The sequence below is a fragment of the Nonomuraea jabiensis genome (assembly GCF_014204795.1).
GTDB classification, from domain to species: domain Bacteria; phylum Actinomycetota; class Actinomycetes; order Streptosporangiales; family Streptosporangiaceae; genus Nonomuraea; species Nonomuraea jabiensis.
The window spans coordinates 9837080-9853316 of the sequence record NZ_JACHMB010000001.1 but is presented as its reverse complement, the minus strand read 5'-3'; the positions used below and the strand labels follow the sequence as shown (position 1 = coordinate 9853316).

At 72.4% G+C, this 16237-nt stretch carries 15 protein-coding genes; 6 read left to right on the top strand and 9 right to left on the bottom strand.

The genetic code is table 11. The features are described 5' to 3' along the window. The first annotated feature begins 67 nt into the window (after nucleotides 1–67). Nucleotides 68–823: an MBL fold metallo-hydrolase gene (locus HD596_RS45115; RefSeq protein ID WP_185075490.1), complete on the top strand. Its 756-nt coding sequence runs from the start codon at nucleotides 68–70 to the stop codon at nucleotides 821–823. Between the two features lie 238 nt (nucleotides 824–1061). Here HD596_RS45115 and HD596_RS45110 read toward each other — a convergent pair whose 3' ends face one another. Next, complete coding sequence (locus HD596_RS45110; RefSeq protein ID WP_185075489.1) at nucleotides 1062–1550, bottom strand: DUF6326 family protein; 489 nt, start codon at nucleotides 1548–1550, stop codon at nucleotides 1062–1064. Between the two features lie 403 nt (nucleotides 1551–1953). On the opposite strand from HD596_RS45110, the gene HD596_RS45105 reads away from it, so the two are divergent. The 3 genes from HD596_RS45105 to HD596_RS45095 are packed head-to-tail and all read left to right on the top strand — an operon-like array spanning nucleotide 1954 to nucleotide 3964. Further along, the gene (locus HD596_RS45105; protein ID WP_313046342.1) at nucleotides 1954–2604 is read left to right on the top strand and encodes a TetR/AcrR family transcriptional regulator C-terminal domain-containing protein; all 651 of its coding nucleotides are present in this window, start codon (nucleotides 1954–1956) and stop codon (nucleotides 2602–2604) included. Nucleotides 2605–2627: 23 nt separating this feature from the next. Then, complete coding sequence (locus HD596_RS45100) at nucleotides 2628–3596, top strand: IS5 family transposase (protein WP_221519869.1); 969 nt, start codon at nucleotides 2628–2630, stop codon at nucleotides 3594–3596. A gap of 38 nt (nucleotides 3597–3634) precedes the next feature. Continuing rightward, nucleotides 3635–3964 carry a hypothetical protein gene (locus HD596_RS45095; protein WP_221519868.1) on the top strand — a complete coding sequence of 110 codons (330 nt, stop codon included), beginning with the start codon at nucleotides 3635–3637 and terminating at the stop codon, nucleotides 3962–3964. A 144-nt stretch (nucleotides 3965–4108) separates the two neighbouring features. On the opposite strand, the gene HD596_RS45090 is transcribed toward HD596_RS45095, so the two are convergent. The 3 genes from HD596_RS45090 to HD596_RS45080 form a co-directional block, all read right to left on the bottom strand. Further along, nucleotides 4109–5173, bottom strand: a complete 1065-nt coding sequence (locus HD596_RS45090) for a cobalamin B12-binding domain-containing protein (protein WP_185075487.1) — start codon at nucleotides 5171–5173, stop codon at nucleotides 4109–4111. Next, nucleotides 5170–6714, bottom strand: a complete 1545-nt coding sequence (locus HD596_RS45085; protein WP_185075486.1) for a PP2C family protein-serine/threonine phosphatase — start codon at nucleotides 6712–6714, stop codon at nucleotides 5170–5172. The genes HD596_RS45090 and HD596_RS45085 overlap by 4 nt, the downstream gene beginning before the upstream one ends. A 124-nt stretch (nucleotides 6715–6838) precedes the next feature. After that, a complete protein-coding gene (locus tag HD596_RS45080) occupies nucleotides 6839–7681 on the bottom strand; it encodes a helix-turn-helix domain-containing protein (protein ID WP_185075485.1) in 843 nt (280 codons plus the stop codon). Between the two features lie 103 nt (nucleotides 7682–7784). On the opposite strand from HD596_RS45080, the gene HD596_RS45075 reads away from it, so the two are divergent. Beyond that, nucleotides 7785–8510 carry an alpha/beta fold hydrolase gene (locus tag HD596_RS45075; protein ID WP_185075484.1) on the top strand — a complete coding sequence of 242 codons (726 nt, stop codon included), beginning with the start codon at nucleotides 7785–7787 and terminating at the stop codon, nucleotides 8508–8510. Here HD596_RS45075 and HD596_RS65280 read toward each other — a convergent pair. The 5 genes from HD596_RS65280 to HD596_RS45050 form a co-directional block, all read right to left on the bottom strand. Then, nucleotides 8497–9816 carry an ankyrin repeat domain-containing protein gene (locus tag HD596_RS65280; protein ID WP_221519866.1) on the bottom strand — a complete coding sequence of 440 codons (1320 nt, stop codon included), beginning with the start codon at nucleotides 9814–9816 and terminating at the stop codon, nucleotides 8497–8499. The two genes, HD596_RS45075 and HD596_RS65280, sit on opposite strands and share 14 nt — an antisense overlap. A 161-nt stretch (nucleotides 9817–9977) precedes the next feature. After that, nucleotides 9978–11027: a Gfo/Idh/MocA family protein gene (locus tag HD596_RS45065; protein ID WP_185075483.1), complete on the bottom strand. Its 1050-nt coding sequence runs from the start codon at nucleotides 11025–11027 to the stop codon at nucleotides 9978–9980. Nucleotides 11028–11035: 8 nt separating this feature from the next. After that, nucleotides 11036–11761 carry a ThuA domain-containing protein gene (locus HD596_RS45060; RefSeq protein WP_185075482.1) on the bottom strand — a complete coding sequence of 242 codons (726 nt, stop codon included), beginning with the start codon at nucleotides 11759–11761 and terminating at the stop codon, nucleotides 11036–11038. A gap of 31 nt (nucleotides 11762–11792) precedes the next feature. After that, nucleotides 11793–13871, bottom strand: coding sequence for a beta-galactosidase (locus tag HD596_RS65275; protein ID WP_185075481.1), 2079 nt, complete (start codon nucleotides 13869–13871; stop codon nucleotides 11793–11795). 17 nt (nucleotides 13872–13888) lie between these two features. Further along, complete coding sequence (locus HD596_RS45050) at nucleotides 13889–14980, bottom strand: LacI family DNA-binding transcriptional regulator (protein WP_185075480.1); 1092 nt, start codon at nucleotides 14978–14980, stop codon at nucleotides 13889–13891. Between the two features lie 111 nt (nucleotides 14981–15091). Between HD596_RS45050 and HD596_RS45045 the strand changes: the two genes are divergently transcribed. Beyond that, on the top strand, nucleotides 15092–16204 hold the full coding sequence (locus tag HD596_RS45045; protein WP_185075479.1) for a TetR/AcrR family transcriptional regulator: 1113 nt from the start codon (nucleotides 15092–15094) through the stop codon (nucleotides 16202–16204). The last annotated feature ends 33 nt before the right edge of the window (nucleotides 16205–16237 follow it).

The window sequence follows — 16237 nt, the reverse complement described above, 5'->3', positions numbered from 1 at the left end:
GCGCAGACCGAACCGCGATCGACCTGCCCGCCTCAATATCCATCGCCCGCCCGACGAGGAAAACCCCATGACCGAGCCGCTCGTCATCACCCGGATCACCCACAGCTGCCACCTGATCCAGATCGGCGGCCTGACCGTGCTGACCGACCCCTGGTTCTCCCAACGCACCTTCTACCACCCGGGCGAACCGATCGCCCTGCAGCCCGAGGCACTGCCGCACCTCGACGCGGTCGTGATCAGCCACGAGCACTACGACCACTGCGACCTCGACGCCTTCAGCCGCTACCCCCGCAAGGACGTGCCGCTGCTGGTCGCCGGACCGGTCCTCAAGAAGGCTCGCAAGGCGGGATTCAGCCACGTCCGCGCGCTCGAGCCGTGGCAATCCGCGCGGGTCGGCGACCTGACCATCTCCGCAGCACCCGGCAAACACGGCGTCTACGAGGTCACCTACGTGATCGGCAGCGGCGGGCGCAGCGTCTACTTCGCTGGAGACACCCTGCTCATCCCAGAACTGCACACCCTCACCGACCGCTACGGCCCACTCGACGTCGCACTGCTTCCCGTCAACGGCCTGCACACCCGGATACCACGCAGCAAACAAGTCGTCATGAACGCCGAAGAGGCCGCCGAACTCACCGCCACCCTCCGCCCCAAACTCGCCATCCCCCAGCACTACGCCTTCACCGGCGGCACGATAGGCGACACGCTCTTCCTCAAGAGCGACAAGGACCCCACCCTCTTCGTCGACGCCGTCCACCGCCTCGTCCCCGACGTCCCGGTCAAAGTCATCAACCCCGGCGAACCACTAACCATCACCCCATAACCCAACGCGGCAGCCTGCGGTGCGACCTCGCCCGCACCGCAGGCCTCAGCCCAAGCCCCTCCCCGCCAACCGCGCCTCGTGCCGCATCAGCCGACGTTCGGCCTGTCAGAGTGCGTTAAGCGAGCTAATGCCCCTTTCGTCGTTGCGGTTGGTTGGATGAGGTCTGCTGGTCGGTCAGCCACCGTTTGGCCTACGGGCGCCGCGGCGGGCTTCACGCCGTAGGGCTTTACACGGACACCTACTGTCGAAGGTCCTGTCGAAGGTCGGTCGTCGCGGGACCGGCTGGGACGGCGGGGGTTCGAGGCCAGGTCCAGGCGGAGCGCAGGATGAAGGCCAGGAGCAGCACCTCGATTCCGATGGAGAGACCGTAGAAGGGGGCCCAGTTCCAGGATTCCCCTGCCGCGTTGAACACCGAGTAGGGGATGTAGAGCGATGCAACGACGAGGTTCGTGGCGCGGTTCACCCGGGCGGGCAGCGTCATGGAGAGCATCACCATCAGGGCCGGGATCGCCACGGACGCGAGCATCATGGTTAACAACGTCGGGCTGATGTCGAACTCAAAGACGACGCCGGCGCGGAGGTTGTCGATGACGCCGGGCTTGTGGAGGTGGAAGTAGTCGACGTAGATGTAGAGGAACATGAAGCTGGTCCATGCGGCGGCGAGCTTGGCCTGCACGGGGACCGGCGGGTTGTCGAGCAGGTTCGGGGCTTTCGTTCGGATGGTCATCGGTTCTTCTTTCGAGAGGAGCGGTCCCTCCGCCGGAGTGGCGGCAGGGATGTACCGAGGCCGCGCCCACCTGAACGAGCACATCGCCTCGACCGGGCAGCGGTAGCCCGGACCTCGGACGACTCGAGCGCTGAGGGCAGGCCGTAGCGGTGCCGGTCGGCGGCACGCATCGTCGTCGCCCCGGCGGACTCGCCCCCGGCGCCAGGCGTACTCCGGCACTCGATCGCTGTTCGATTCCCACAGGAGCCTCCTCACGTCCGAGCTACGACTCTCGCTGGTTCGTACATCGTACGTCGTACGCTGTACTACGAGTAGTACGCTGGGCCATGACCGTGCGCTGGACGATTGTCAAGCCGCTCGAGCGAGCGAGAGGAGACCCGTGCCTGCGAGGGAACAACGCCAGGTGGCGTCAGACGCGGCGCTGAGCAAGCAACGGGTGGTGGTCGAGGCGGTTCGGCTCGCCGACCGCGAGGGGGTCGGAGGGCTGAGCATGCGCCGGCTGGCTGGCGCGCTCGGCGCGGGCGCGATGTCGCTCTACTACTACGTGGCGAGCAAGGAGGAGTTGCTGGACGCCATGATCGACGTCGTGTTCGAGGAGATCGAGCTCCCGCCCGAAGAGACCGACTGGCAGTCAGCGATGCGACGTCGGGCGGTATCCGCCCGACAGGTTCTCGCCCGCCACCCGTGGGCGATCGGCCTGATGGAGTCGCGGACATCGCCGGGGCCCGCGAACCTTCGCCACCGCGAAGCGGTCACCGCCTGCCTGCGAAGGGCCGGCTTCCCGGTCTTGATGGCGACGCACGCCAATTGGTTGCTCGACAGCTATGTCTACGGTTTCGCCCTGCAGGAAGCCAGCCTGCCGTTCGACACCGCCGATGAGTTCGCGGACATGGCCGAGGACGTCTTCCTGCCCCAGCTTCCTCCTGACGAGTTCCCCTACCTCAACGAGTCCGCCGCGGTGCTCGCCGCTGCCGGCTACGACCCGGTGGAGGAGTTCACCTTCGGCCTCGACCTCGTCCTAGCCGCCCTCGAGTCCCTGAGAGTGCCTACGTGAGCCTGCATCCGTGATGTCGTTATGTGATCGTGTGGATTTGTTGTGTTACCGCCAGTCTGCGGGTCCAGTTGTGCTGGGATGGCGCGGTGACTGAGCGTAAGCCGTACCCGAGCGACTTAACCGACGCGCAGTGGGCGTTGATCGAGCCGGTTCTGACGGCGTGGAAGGCCGCGCACCCCTCGGTCAGCGGCCACGAAGGCAACTATGCGCTGCGTGAGATCGTCAACGCGATCCGCTACCAGGGACGAACCGGCGTCCAATGGGACTATCTTCCCCATGATCTGCCGCCCAAGGGCGCGACGTACTGCTACTTCGCCAAATGGCACGACGACGGCACCGACAAGACGATCCACGACCTGCTGCGCTGGCACCTGCGCGAGAAGAAGAAGCGATTAGCCGACCCGAGCCTGGTCGTGCTGGACACCCAAAGCGTCCACGTCGCGGCCGGGGTTCCCGCCGAAACGACCGGCCGGGACGTCGCCAAGAAGGAGCCGGGACGCAAGCGAGGCCTGGCCGTAGACGTGCTGGGCCTGGTCATCACGGTCGTCGTGCTCGCGGCCTCAGCCCACGAGAACGCCGCCGGGATCGCCCTGCTGGACCGGGTCGCCGCCGTCACCGAGGGAAGCGTGACCAAGGCGCTGGTCGACCAGGGATTCAAGAACGCGGTCGTCGCCCATGGCGCCAGCCTGGGAATCGACATGGACATCGTCGAACGCAACCGGTCCGACAAGGGATTCGTGCCCCAGCCGAAACGATGGGTCGTCGAGCAGACCTACGGGATCTTGATGTTCCACCGGCGCCTGGTCCGCGACTATGAGCATCTCCCATCGAGTTCCGAATCACGGGTGTACTGGGCGATGACGGACGTGATGTCCCGGCGTCTGACCCCCTTCGACGCCGTCCTGGCGGTGGACATGACCAGGCCCGATACCCGCCCGCCCGACCCGGAACCTGGCTCCTGGACCGGCTGGATGCCCGAGAACAGGCCCTGACCCGCCAGATCGAGCAGACCCAGACCGACATCGACTCCTTGACCGCGCGGCTCAGTGAACTCAGCCAGGAGGCCGAGCATCTGCGGATCAGCCGCAAGACGCTCCTGTCCCTCGCTGAAGCGGACCCCGCTCCGGCCGAACCGGACGCGCCGCGGCTGTTCGGCTTCGATCATCCCTACTACCAGCAGATCCTCACCGTCTTCGGCCAGGCCGAGGGCTCTCTACGCGCCCGCGACCTGGCGCCGGCGATGGGCCTGCCCCTGACGCCCAACGGCATCCAAAACGTCCGCGCCAAGCTCAAACGCCTGGCCAGCCGCCGCATCCTCGTCGAAACCGAGCCCGGCTTGTTCACCCAGCCGCGCCCGTAGACCGAACAGCGACCCACCGACCCGCAGACCTCATCCAACCGCAACGACGAAAGGGGCATCAGCTCGCGTAACGCACTCTCAGAGACTCCACGCCACCTGGCCGAGCTAGCTAGCACAACCGGGCAAACATTCCCTGATACGGCATTAGCGACGGTCACCTGCGCGGTGTCGCCGGGCCACGTCGTGCGCTCCCTCCAGCATGACGAGCGCGCGAGGGGAGCCGGGAAGGCGTTCGGCCAGCGCCTCCAGGACGGGGAGCAGCATGCGCGCCGGGATGCCGCGCGCCGTGAGGACCTCCGCCATCCAGTCCACGAAGGAGGAGAACAGCTCGGGGTCGTCGACGTACAGGGCGGCCCTCAGGTAGTCGATGATGGACGCGACGTCCTCGACGGGGTGCGCGAGCCGCCGCTCCGCGTAGGCCGGTGCCAGCTCGGGCACGCGCCGGGCCAGCTCTTCCGCGACGCTTCTCACCAGGTCCGCGGCCGATCCGGTGAGGGCGGCGTACTCGGGGCCGGCCAGGTGCGGAGGCTCGCCGGCGCCGCGGCCGGACGCGGTCCGGCACGGTGGCGGCCCGCCGGCCAGGAGGTCGGCGGCGGCGCACGCGTCCGGGGCCCAGGCGTCGGCTCCGAGCAGCCGCGCGTAGCGCCCGTCCGGGCCGAAGGCGGCGCCGCCGACCAGCACCGGCGTGCCCACCGCCTGGCACGAGGTGATGGCCGCGTGCGCGGCCGGCAGCCGGGGCGCGAGCGAGCCGGACAGCGCCACCGCGTCCGGGTTCGTCCGGTGCAGGTGGGCGACCAGGTGCGGGGTGGGCACCTGCGCGCCCAGGTAGTCGACGTGCCAGCCGCGTAGCCGCAGTACCTCGGCCAGCAGCCGCGCCGGGAACGCGTGCCACTCGCCGTGGACGCAGGCCACCGTGATGCGGCCCCGGCCCGGCTCCCGACTCCGTCGCGCGGCGGGTTGATGGGCCAGCACCGCGAGGACGCGCTCGTTGACGGCCGTGGCGGTGTGCTCCTGGGCGACCGTGATGCGGCCGGCCGCCCACTCCAGGCCGACGCGCGCCTGCACGGCGGCGACGACGTCCAGCAGCAGGGTCTCCATCGGCATCCCGGCGTCGAGCGCGGCCAGCGCCGCGTCCGCGGCGGCGTACTCGTCCCCGGCCGTGGCCGCCGCCCACAACGTTTCGACGCGTTCCTCGACGGCGGGCGTCATGGCGGCGCTCGGTGAGAGGGCTCGCGGGGCGCGGTGATGGCGACGACCGCCATGTCGTCGTGCTCGCCGGCGCCGACCCACTGGCAGGCCAGCATCTGGACGCGGTCGGCCAGGGCTTCGGGAGGCATGCCGGCGCACTGCCGGAGCTGCTCGCACAGCCGCTCCTCGCCGAAGAACTCGTCGCCGAGCGGGCCGCCCCTGGCCTCCACGATGCCGTCGCTGTAGAGCAGGCACGTCTCGCCGGGCTCCAGCAGCACCGACTCGGTGACGCTGGTGATGTGCTCCATCAGGCCGATCAGCGTGCCGACGGCGTGGACCGGCTCCACGCGGCCGTCGTTGCGCAGGATCAGCGGTGGCGGGTGCCCGGCGCTGGTCAGCCGCACCACGAGCTGGCGCGCGCGGCGCTCGATCGAGGCCAGGACGAGCGTGACGAAGCTCGTCGGATCCCCGTTGGCGAGCAGCGCGCCGTTCAGCAGCTCCAGCACCCGATGGTGGTCGTCGGCCAGCGGCACCAGGGCTCGCAGGATGTTGCGGATCCGGCCGGTGAGCACGGCCGCCTCCAGGCCCTTGCCGGACACGTCGCCGAGCACCACCAGCGACTCCCGGCCGGAGCCGCCGACGGGATGCACGTCGTAGAAGTCGCCGCCGACGCGCTCGCTGTCGCCCGCGGGCCGGTAGCGGGCGGCCAGCTCCACGCCCTCCAGCGGCGGCGCCGTGGGCGGCAGCAGCTCGGCCATCAGGGTCTCGGCGATGGCGGCCTGCTCGGCGTACAGCCGCGCGACCGAGATCGCCGCGCCCGCCCACGCGGTGAACAGCGGCGCGAACACCTTCTCGGCGTCCGAGAAACCCGCCCGAGGGGTACGGCGCAGCAGCACCAGCGCGCCCGTGGCCAGGCCATGGCCGGGCAGCGCGGTCACCGCCACGGAGCCCACCTCGCCGCCCAGGTCGCGCAGCACCCAGCCGGGCGCCTCGGCCGGCTCCACCCACCGGGTGGGCGCCGGAGGGAAGCCCTGCAGCGCCTCCACCAGCCCCGGGAGCGTACGGGGATCGACGGAGGCGTGCTCGCGGGACACCTCGCCCCGCGGATCGCAGGAGACGATCGCGTACCGGCGCGGGTCCAGCGGCATGACGACCAGCGCGGCGTCGGCGAGCCGCCGGGCGGCCAGGCGCGCGGTCGCCTCCAGGCAACGCTCCAGGTTGAGCGACGACAGCAGCTCGACGGACGCCTCGACCATGAAGGCGGTCCATTCCCGCTCGGCGCGCAGCTCCTCGACGACCTGCTGATGATCGTCCACGTCGACCAGCCACCACGTGACCCGGTCACGGCCGGCATGGACGGGATGCGCCTCGAACACCGGCCCGCCGACCGGCCCGCGGGCCCGCTGATCGACCCGGCGCCCGGCACAGACGTCGTGATGGGCCCGCGACAGCCAGGCCGGGGCCACCCGCGCCAGCGGCACGCTGGCGGCCGCGCCGGCGAGAAGCAGCCGGGCCGCCTCGTTCGCCTGCTCGATGATGCCGGCGGTATCGACCGTCAACATCGGGTACGGCGCGTCTTCCCACACCATCCCGACCGTGCCTCGTCCCAGACCCCTCTCCAGTTCCGTCACTCTACGTGCTGGGACCGTGGCTTTCGTCACGTCATATGGTTCTTTGCAGGATCTTTCACCCCGCTGGCCTCATTTGTGGGGTCACGCTCATGGCCGAGGCGAGAAGCGCGAGCTTGTCGGCGTCGTCGGTGCCGGGGTCCGGGTGGAAGACGACGAGCGTCTGGCCGGACGCGCCGCCGACGCCCAGCCTCTCCCGGTTCAGCCGCAGGGCGCCGACCTGCGGGTGGTCGATGTGCTTGGACGCGCCCTCGCACGCCTCCACGTCGTGGCGGGCCCAGAGCCGGCTGAAGAGGGGGCTGGCGAGGGAGAGCTCCCCGACGAGCTCGATGAAGCGGGGGTCGTCCGTGTCGGTGCCGACGGACTCGCGGAAGCCGGCCACCATGCCCGCGGCGGCGCCCTCCCAGTACGGGTGGAGCGCCTGCTCGGCGGGGTCGAGGAACACGTCCCGCAGGCGGTTGGCCCCCGCCACGAGGCGCGGCGACAGAGCGGTGGCCAGGGCGTTGGCGGCCAGGACGTCGAAGTAGCGGCCCTCCACGTACGCGGGCAGCGGGAGCGTGGCGACGAGCTGGGCCACGCCCGGCGGCACGGTCTCCTTCCTGGGCCGGCGCCGCTGCCGGCGGGGTTTGCCCGCACCGAGCCGCAGCAGGTACGCCGTGGCGTCGTCGTCGAGCCGCAGCACGCGGGCGATGGCCTCCAGGACCTGCGCGGAGGGGTTGCGGTCGCGGCCCTGTTCCAGGCGCAGGTAGTAGTCGGCGCTGATGCCGGCCAGCATCGCGACCTCTTCCCGGCGCAGGCCCGGCACGCGCCGCACCCCCGAGACGGGGATGCCGACCTGTTCGGGAGTGACGAGCTCGCGGCGCGCGCGCACGTAATCACCCAGCAGGTTCGATTCGCTCATCTTCGCACTGTATTCGGGCGGCCGCCTGCGTGCCTGGTCCTGTCACCCCCAGGATCGCGGGGGCTCTGGCTCGGTCCGGGCCTGGTCGGCAGCCTGGCGAACCATGGCAACTTATGTACTGGTACACGGTGCCTGGCACAGCGGACAGTGCTGGGAGCGGGTCGTCCCGTTGCTGGAGTCGGCCGGGCACCGGGTGGTCGCGCCGTCGCTGACCGGCTTCGGCGACAAGGCCCATCTGCTCGGCCCCGAGGTCGGGCTGGACACGCACGTCGAGGACATCGTCGGGCTGATCCTCGAGGAGGACCTCACCGACGTGATCCTCGTGGGGCACAGCTACGCGGGCCTGGTCGTCTCGTCGGCCGCCAACCGGGTCCCGGACCGGATCGCACGGCTGGTCTACCTCGACGCGATGGTCCCGCGGGACGGCGAAAGCGCGGCCGACGTCCAGCCCGTGACCCGGGCCCTGATCGACCGCGTCGCGCAGTCCGGCGGCGGCTGGCGGGTTCCGCCGCTGCCCGAGCTGCCGCCGCCCGCCGGCCTGTTCGGGGTCACCGACCCGGCGGACGTCGCCTGGCTGCGTACGATGCTGTCGGACCAGCCGGTGCGCTGCTTCCAGCAGCCGGTCCGGCTGGACAACCCGGCTCTGAACGCGATCCCGCGGACCCACATCCACAGCACCGTCGGCGTGCCGGAGGGCGTCGTCCGCCGGCCCGTCCCCGAGACGCAGCCCAACGGCACCCCGTCACAGGTGTGGGAACTGGCGACCGGCCACGACTGCATGATCACCATGCCGGTCGAGCTGTCGGAACTCCTCCTCAAGCTCGGCTGATCCTGGTGAGAAAGAGGTGGTCGACGGCCGGGTCGCCCGTGGGCGGGCCCAGGCGGGTGGGGGCGCCCGCCTCCAGGAGGGCCGCCACCGTGCCGAGGTAGTCGCCGTCCTGCGCGCGGTTGTGGCGCAGCCCCCACAGCGCGCAGTCCAGCGGGGTCGGGCCCTCCTCGTCGAAGGCGCGGTCGTCCAGATCGGCGCCGCGCTCGATGAGCAGCCGCACCGTCGCCGCGCGGCCGTGCATGGCGGCCTGGTCGAGCGGCGTGAAGTTGCTCCAGCCGCGCGTGTCCACTGCCATCCCGGCGTCCAGCAGGGTCCGGACCACGTCGGTACGGCCCAGGAGGGCGAACTGGCCCAGCGCCCAGCCGTAGTCCCCGCTGTCCGCCGGGTTGCCGAGAGCCGGCGGCGGCGCGGCGGGCAGGCGCGCCGACTCGCCCCGGGCCACCGCCAGGACGGCGGCGTCCACCGGATCCAGGTCGGCGGCGTCCACCGGATCCAGGTCGGCCGTCGCGCCCCGCGAGGCCAGCAGCTCGTACGCCGCCAGATGGCCGCAGCGGGCGGCCAGCGCGAGGGGACGGCGGCCGACGTCCCAGCGGTCCCATGGCAGGTTCACGTCCGCGCCCGCGTCCAGGAGCATCGTCAGGATGGCGACGCCCCGGCCGCGGGCGATGGCGTGGTGCAGGGCGCGGCAGGCGTTCACGTCGGCGCCGCGGTCGAGGAACCAGCGCAGCCCCGCCGCGTCCTCGAAGTCCAGCTTGTGCACCACCATGCGCTCGAAGCCGGGCCGGTGGAGGAGGTCGAGGAAGGCCGGGTCCGACTGCTCGCACGCGTGGTAGAAGGCGTCCTCGTCGGCGGGCGCGCCACGCTCGACGAGGAGCCGGACCAGGGCCAGGTCACCCCGCTCCACGGCGTCGAACAGCGCCGTCCGCCTGCCTTCGCCGTCCCGCTCGACGGTGTGGCTGCCGGGGTCGGCGCCCGCGTCCAGCAGGAGCCGGGCGCACTCGCGTACCCGCTCGGCGGGGGCGACGGCCCGCCGCAGCAGCACCAGCAGCGGCGGGAGGCCGCCGACCGGCTCGCCGGCCGGCAGGAACGCCGCCAGCGCGGCCGGATCGGCCAGGACCAGCGCCCGCTCGATGCCCTCCAGGGCGGCCAGGCGTACGTGCTCGACCAGCTTCGGCCAGCTCGGGAAGCCGTACTCGCGGGCCAGCTCGAACTGCGCCCGGCTCAGCGGGACGCCCCGGGCACGCTTGCGGTGTTTGGCCTGCTTGCGCAGATGCTCCAGCGAAGGGCGCTGGGGAAGATCGGACACGGCGAACCTCCGGCTGCCCGGGTCCGCGCGCTCGGGCCGAGGTCCGTCGACCACATGGGGTGAGCCGCCGGTGGGATGATCCCTTTCCCGCGGACTGGACGCGCCCGGCAACGCCCTCCCATCCTAGCGGGGGACCGCGCCGAGGCGCGGCCCCCGCGCGGTCAGAGCGTGATCGGCACCCGCGCGCCCGTGCGGGCCGACTCCAGGGCCGCGGTGACCATGGCCAGGCTGCGGATGTTGTCGTGGCACTCGCCCTGCGGCGCCTGCCCCGTACGCAGCCCCGTCACGAACTCCTCCAGCCCCTCGGCCAGCCCCTGGAAACGCCGGCGACCGGGGAACGCGTCGGCCTCCGGCGGGTGCGGCCGCACCACGTGCCCCTCGGCCGCCTCCGCCGTCGGATCACCCTTGCCGTCCCAGCGCGCCGTCCCCCGGGGGCCGGCCGCCCGCCAGCTGCCCGTCCACGACGTCGCCTGACCCGGCGCCGACCAGCTCCCGGCGAACGTGTAGCGCAGCCCGCCGGTCATCTCGAAGATCGCGGTCGCCGAGCACGCCCCCGGATACCACGTCCACGACGGCCGGAACGACTCGCAGTAGACGGACACGGGATCCGCCCCCGACACCGCCCGGGCCGCGTCGAACAGGTGGATCGCCATGTCCTGTAACAGCGGATGCTCCAGCGTCCCCAGGAACTCCGGCCCCCGGTAGGGCATGAAGAACTCCGAGGTCAGCACCCCCAGCGGCCCCAGATCGGCCACCGTGCGCCGGAAGGCCACCAGGGTCTGCATGAAACGGCGGTTCTGGTTGACCGCGAACAGCCGCCCCGCCTCGTCGGCCGCCTTGACCATGGAGCGGGCCTCGTCCAGGGTGACCGCCATGGGCTTCTCGCTCAGCACCGACACCCCGCGCCGCAGCGCCGTGACCGTCACGTCGTGGTGGGCCTGGGGGACGGTGCAGTTGACGATGAAGTCGGGCTCCTCGCCGTCGAGCAGGGCGGTCAGCGAGTCGCTGACGGGCAGGTCGTCGAGGCCGAGCTCGGCGGCGGCGGCCCGGGCGCGCTCCACCACCACGTCCACCCAGCCCACCAGCTCGGTGCCGGGGTGGGCGAGCAGCTCGGGCGCCCACTGGCCGCCGATGTAGCCCGCGCCGACCACCACGCCGCGCAGCGGCCTGTCCTCCTTGATGGTCTCGAAGGTCCCTGGGTCTCCTACCACTGGGCCTCCTACCACTGGATGGGGGTGTGGGCGTTCTGGAGCGGCTCGCCCACGCCGTCCTCCGGCGCGGCCCACAGCACGGCGTTGGCCAGCACCTGCCGCACGCCGGGGTGGTGGTAGACGGGGTACTCCTGGTCGCCGGGGCTGAAGTAGAAGATCTTGCCCAGGCCCCTGCGGAAGCAGCAGCCGCTGCGGAACACCTCGCCGCCGCTGAAGTTGCTGATGAAGACCAGCTCGTCGGGCTCCGGGATGCCGAACGGCTCGCCGTACGTCTCCTGCTGCTCGATGACCAGCGGACGGGGCACGCCCCGCGCGATCGGGTGGCCCGGCGCGACCGTCCAGACGAGCTCGCGCTCGCCGGCGTCACGCCAGTTGACCGTGCAGGTGGAGCCCATCAGGGCGCGGAAGATCTTGGAGTAGTGGGCCGAGTGCAGCACCAGCAGGCCCATGCCGCCCAGCACGCGCCGCCGCACGCGTTCCACGATCTTGTCGTCGACCTCCTCGTGCGCCATGTGGCCCCACCAGGTCAGCACGTCGGTGCCGGCCAGCACCGCGTCGGTCAGGCCGTGCTCGGGCTCGTCGAGCACGGCGGTACGCGTGCTCACGCGCTCGCCCAGCAGCTCGGTCAGCCCCTCCGCGATGGCGCCGTGCATGCCGTCGGGATAGATGCGGCGTACCGCCTCCTCGCGCGGCTCGTGATAGTTCTCGCTCCAGACAGTGACGTTGACCGCCATGCGTTTCCTTCCTGGCCGTACGGGCGCAAGATCAGCGTACGTCGCCGCCTGCCGTCTCCGACAGCACCCGCACGTCCCACGGCCCCAGCGGCAACTCGGCGCCGGCCTCGTGGGCGGAGCCGTCGAGGACATCCCGTACCGGGACCGGTACCCGCACCGACGCGGGCTCCCACGCCCAGTTGTGCAGGAAACGGACCCGCCGCCCGTCGCGCGCGGTGGCGCCGGTCGAGGTGACGCCGGGCGGCAGCTCCGACCAGGGGCCGGGCGACGGGACCAGCCGGCGGAACAGGGCCTCGGCCAGCACCGCGTTGGGGACGGTGCCGACATAGGTGATCCGGCCCCGCCCGTGCGCGCGAGTGGTGATCGCCGCGAACTGCCCGAAGTGCGGGTGTTCGTAACCGGCCAGCACCTCCGCCCCGTCCACCTGCAGGCCGTCGGCCCACCGGGTGCCCGCCGCGCCCTCCGGGAACGCCGCTCCCTTCACCGGCAGGTCCTCGGCCAGGTTGCTGAACTCGTCGTACCAGGCGCCCGCCGCGTCGGCCAGCCTGCCCGGCTGGACGTCCCTGCGGGCCCGGGCCTCGGCGTCGGCGTAGCCGGTGCGCGGGCCGACCACCAGGTGCCCGCCGGCCTGCGCGTACGCCGTCAGCCAGTCCAGCGTGGCGTCGTCGGCGACGTACAGCCCGGCGGCCACCAGCACCGGATGCCGGCCGGCCAGCGCGCCCGGCTCCTCGGCGACCGCCTGGGCGGCGTGCACCACCCGCACCTGGCAGCCGGCGTCGAACGCGCCCCGGTAGAACGGCTCGAAGATGCCCTGGTAGGAGCGCTCGTCCGGCCCGCCGTCCGGTCGCCCGAGCGCGGGCTGGGCGCTCAGCGCCCACTTGCTCGGCGTGGAGTAGAGCATCGCGACGTCCGCGTCCGGGACCAGCCCCTCGACCAGCTCTCCCGCCGTCTCCAGCTCGGCCCCGATCCGGGCGATCTCCCGGTACGTCCGCCCCGGCCGCCCGCTGTGCGGCAGCACGCCGCCCCAGTACGTCTCCGTGCCGAACACCAGCGTCCGCCACTGCCAGTACTCGATCATGGAGGCGCCGCGGGAGACGAGCGCCCACGCGGCCTGCCGCCACTGGCCGTCGTAGGCGGGCTGGTTCACCCAGGACGGCCCGATGGCCTGCGCGTTCGTCTCGGTCACCAGGAACGGCTCCTGGCGCGAGGAGAACATCCGGTCCGCGCTGAGGTACAGCGCCCAGGTGTTCCTGGTCATCCAGCTCTGCGGCGCGTCCTGCGGCGCGGGCAGCGCGAAGCCGTCCTGCATCGTGTAGTACGGGTTGCCCGCGGTGACGTCGAGCCCCCGGGTCAGCTCCTCGTCGGCCACCCCGGGCCGGTCGTAGGCGATGCACGTGGTGACGAACTGCTCTGGACGGGCGTACTCGCGCACGATGTCCGCCTGCCAGGCGATGAACTCGGTCACCTGGTCGGCCTGGAAGCGCCGCCACGCCTGCGTGTACTGCGGCTGGGCGTTGCCGTCCGGCCGCCACAGGTCGGCCCAGTCCGACAGCCGGTGCGACCAGTAGACCAGGCCCCACTCCCGGTTCAGCGTCTCCACGTCGCCGTAACGCTCCCGCAGCCAGTCGACGAACCGCTGGAACACGCCGTGGTTGTGCAGCAGGTGCAGGCCCGGCTCGTTGTCGACCTGGAAGCCGATGACCGACGGGTGGCCGGCGTACCGCTCGACGACCTTGCGGGTGATGCGCTCGGCGTGGAAGCGGAACGCCGGGTGCGTGAAGTCCATCTCCTGGCGGGCGCCCCACCCGATGCGCTGCCCGGTGGCCCGCTCCCCGGCGATCTCCGGGTAGAGGCGGGCCAGCCACGGCGGCACCGCGTACGTCGGCGTGCCCAGGATGACCCCGATGCCGCGCTCGTGCGCGCCGTCCAGCGCCGGTTGCAGCCAGTCGAGGTCGAAGCGGCCGTTCTCGGGCTCCCAGGTGGACCAGACCGACTCGCCGACCCGGATCACCGAGAAGCGCGCGTCTGCCATCAGGTCCAGGTCGGTCTTCAGCAGGTCGGCGGGGTGGTATTCGGGGTAGTAGGCGGCGCCGAAGAGTACTCGCGGCACGGGGGTTCCCTTCCTTGTCACGGCTTGGCGGGCGGTGCGGTCGATCGGCGCACCACGAGGTGCGGGGGCAGGCCGGCGGGCTCGCGGGGCTCGCCGGCCTCCGCGGGCTCTCGGGGCTCTGCGGGCTCTGCAGGTTCGGCGGGGTCGCTGTGCTCGCTGGGGGAGCGCTCGATCTCGGCGGCGAGCAGCGCGAGACCGTGGCGGGCGATCGCCTCGAAGTCCTGGCGGATGGTGGTCAGCGGTGGCGACAGGTACGCCGCCGCCGGGATGTCGTCCATGCCGACCACGCTCACCTCCTCCGGGACCGCCCGACCGGCCTCGGCCAGGGCGCGCAGCACGCCGATCGCCATGTCGTCGTTGGCCACGAACACCGCCGTGACCCGCGGGTCCGCCGCCAGCACCTGGCCCGCCGCGTACCCGGAGGCCGGGGACCAGTCGCCCTCCTGCGCCGGCGGTTCGGCAGCCCCGGCGGCGGCCAGCGCCTCCCGCCAGCCGCGCGCCCGGTCGCGCGCCGCCGGCCACCGGTGCGGCCCCGCGACGTGCCAGACGGTGGCGTGTCCCAGGCCGAGCAGGTGCTCGGTCGCCTGCCTGCCCGCCTCCACGCCGGACGCGCCGGTGACCACCACGCGCGGCCCGGCGAGCCCGGGGATCGGCCGGAAGCTCAGCACGGGCACGTCGGGGTCGATGCGCAACTCCTGGCCCCCGTCGATGGGGTCGATCGGGTCGGAGACCACGAGGGCGTCCACGCCCTGGGCCAGCAGCGACTCGACCGCGTTCGTGACACCGGCGCCCTCGCCCGCGTAGGCGACCGCGAACGCGTACCCGATCTGCCTGGCCTGCCGCTCCAGGGCGACGAGCAGGGATGACGGGCCGTAGAGCGAGCTGCCGATCGAGGCGACCCCGATCCGGTGGAAGCGGCCCAGGTGGAGCGCCCTGGCGGCGGTGTTGCGGCGGTAGCCGAGCTCGCGCGCCGCCGCCAGCACCCGCTCGCGGACCTCGTCGGTGACGTACGGCTCGCCGTTGAGCACCCGCGAGACCGTCTTCTGCGACACGCCCGCGAGGGCGGCGACGTCGGTGCTGCTCGGGGGCCTTCGCCTGGCGTCGGACACGTGCGGCTCCTGGTTCTGACTACGTAGTCAGGCTCCCCTGCGCGACGCCTCGATGTCAAGGGACTATCCTTTCGGATGATGTGAACATCTGAATGTTGGGAGTGTGGCTCGATGGCCAGGCTGACCCGGGCGCAGCAGCAGGAACGCACCCGAGCGGCCGTGCTGGCGGCGGCGAGGGAGGAGTTCGCCGAGCGCGGGTACGCCGACGCCAAGGTGGACCGGATCGCGGAGCGGGCCGAGCTGACCCGCGGCGCGGTCTACTCGAACTTCCCCGGCAAGCGCGCCCTCTACCTGGCGGTCCTGGTCGACTCGCTCGGGCCCGCGGCGGCCGAGGAGGGCCGGCCGCCGTCCGACGTGGCCGAGGCGCTGGGGGCGTTCGCCCGCGTGTGGCTCGAACGGCTGCCCCTGACCGGCGACACCGCCGCCGGGGGCAAGCTGCAGTCGCGCTCGCTGGCCGGGGTGTTCGACGACGAACCCGGCCGCACCGCCCTGGGCCAGCTCGCCCGTCTGGAGGCCCTGCTGCTCGCCCTCGCACTGGAGCCGCACGCGCCGAGCCAGGCACTGGAGCCGGGCGCGCCGAGCCATGCGCGGCGGGTGCGGCTGGCCGAGCTGGTCCTCACGCTGCTGGGCGGAGCCGCTCATCTGGCCGAGACGGCGCCCGGCTTCGGCGATCCTTTCGACGTGGCCCGCGCCTGCCGGCACCTGGCCGGCCTCGACCTCGCCGACACCTGGGACCCGCCGCACCTGCCCTTCGTCACCCCCGCGCGAGATGTCCGCGACGCCTGGGAGCCCCCCGCGGAGTTGCCGGACGAGCTCACCGGCCGCCCGACGCGGCTCGACGCCGACGGTGTGATCGCCGTTCTGGGGACCGGCCGGCTGGAGGCGGCCGAGGAGGCCGTCCGCGCCGCCCGTCCGGGGGACCGCGTCACCATCGCCGTGGTGACCGGCGACCCCGCCGAGCTGGGGCGGCTCGTCCGGCTCAGGATCGGCGACCTGGCCGGGAGCCTGCGCCGGGTGTTCGGCCCCGATCCCTGGCCGGGCCTGCACCTGGTCCTCGACGAGCACGCCGCCGTCGCCTCGGCCGCCGGGATCCCGGACGCGGACGACGCCACCGAGGCCGCGGTACGCGTCCAGGCCGGCGAGATCGTCGCCCGCGCCCACGGCCGGGGCGCCGCCCACGCCGCGGCCATCACCAGACCCGCCCTTCCCCGCACCGACCAGTAGTGCGCCGCCCCGCCGAACGCCGGCGACTCGGAC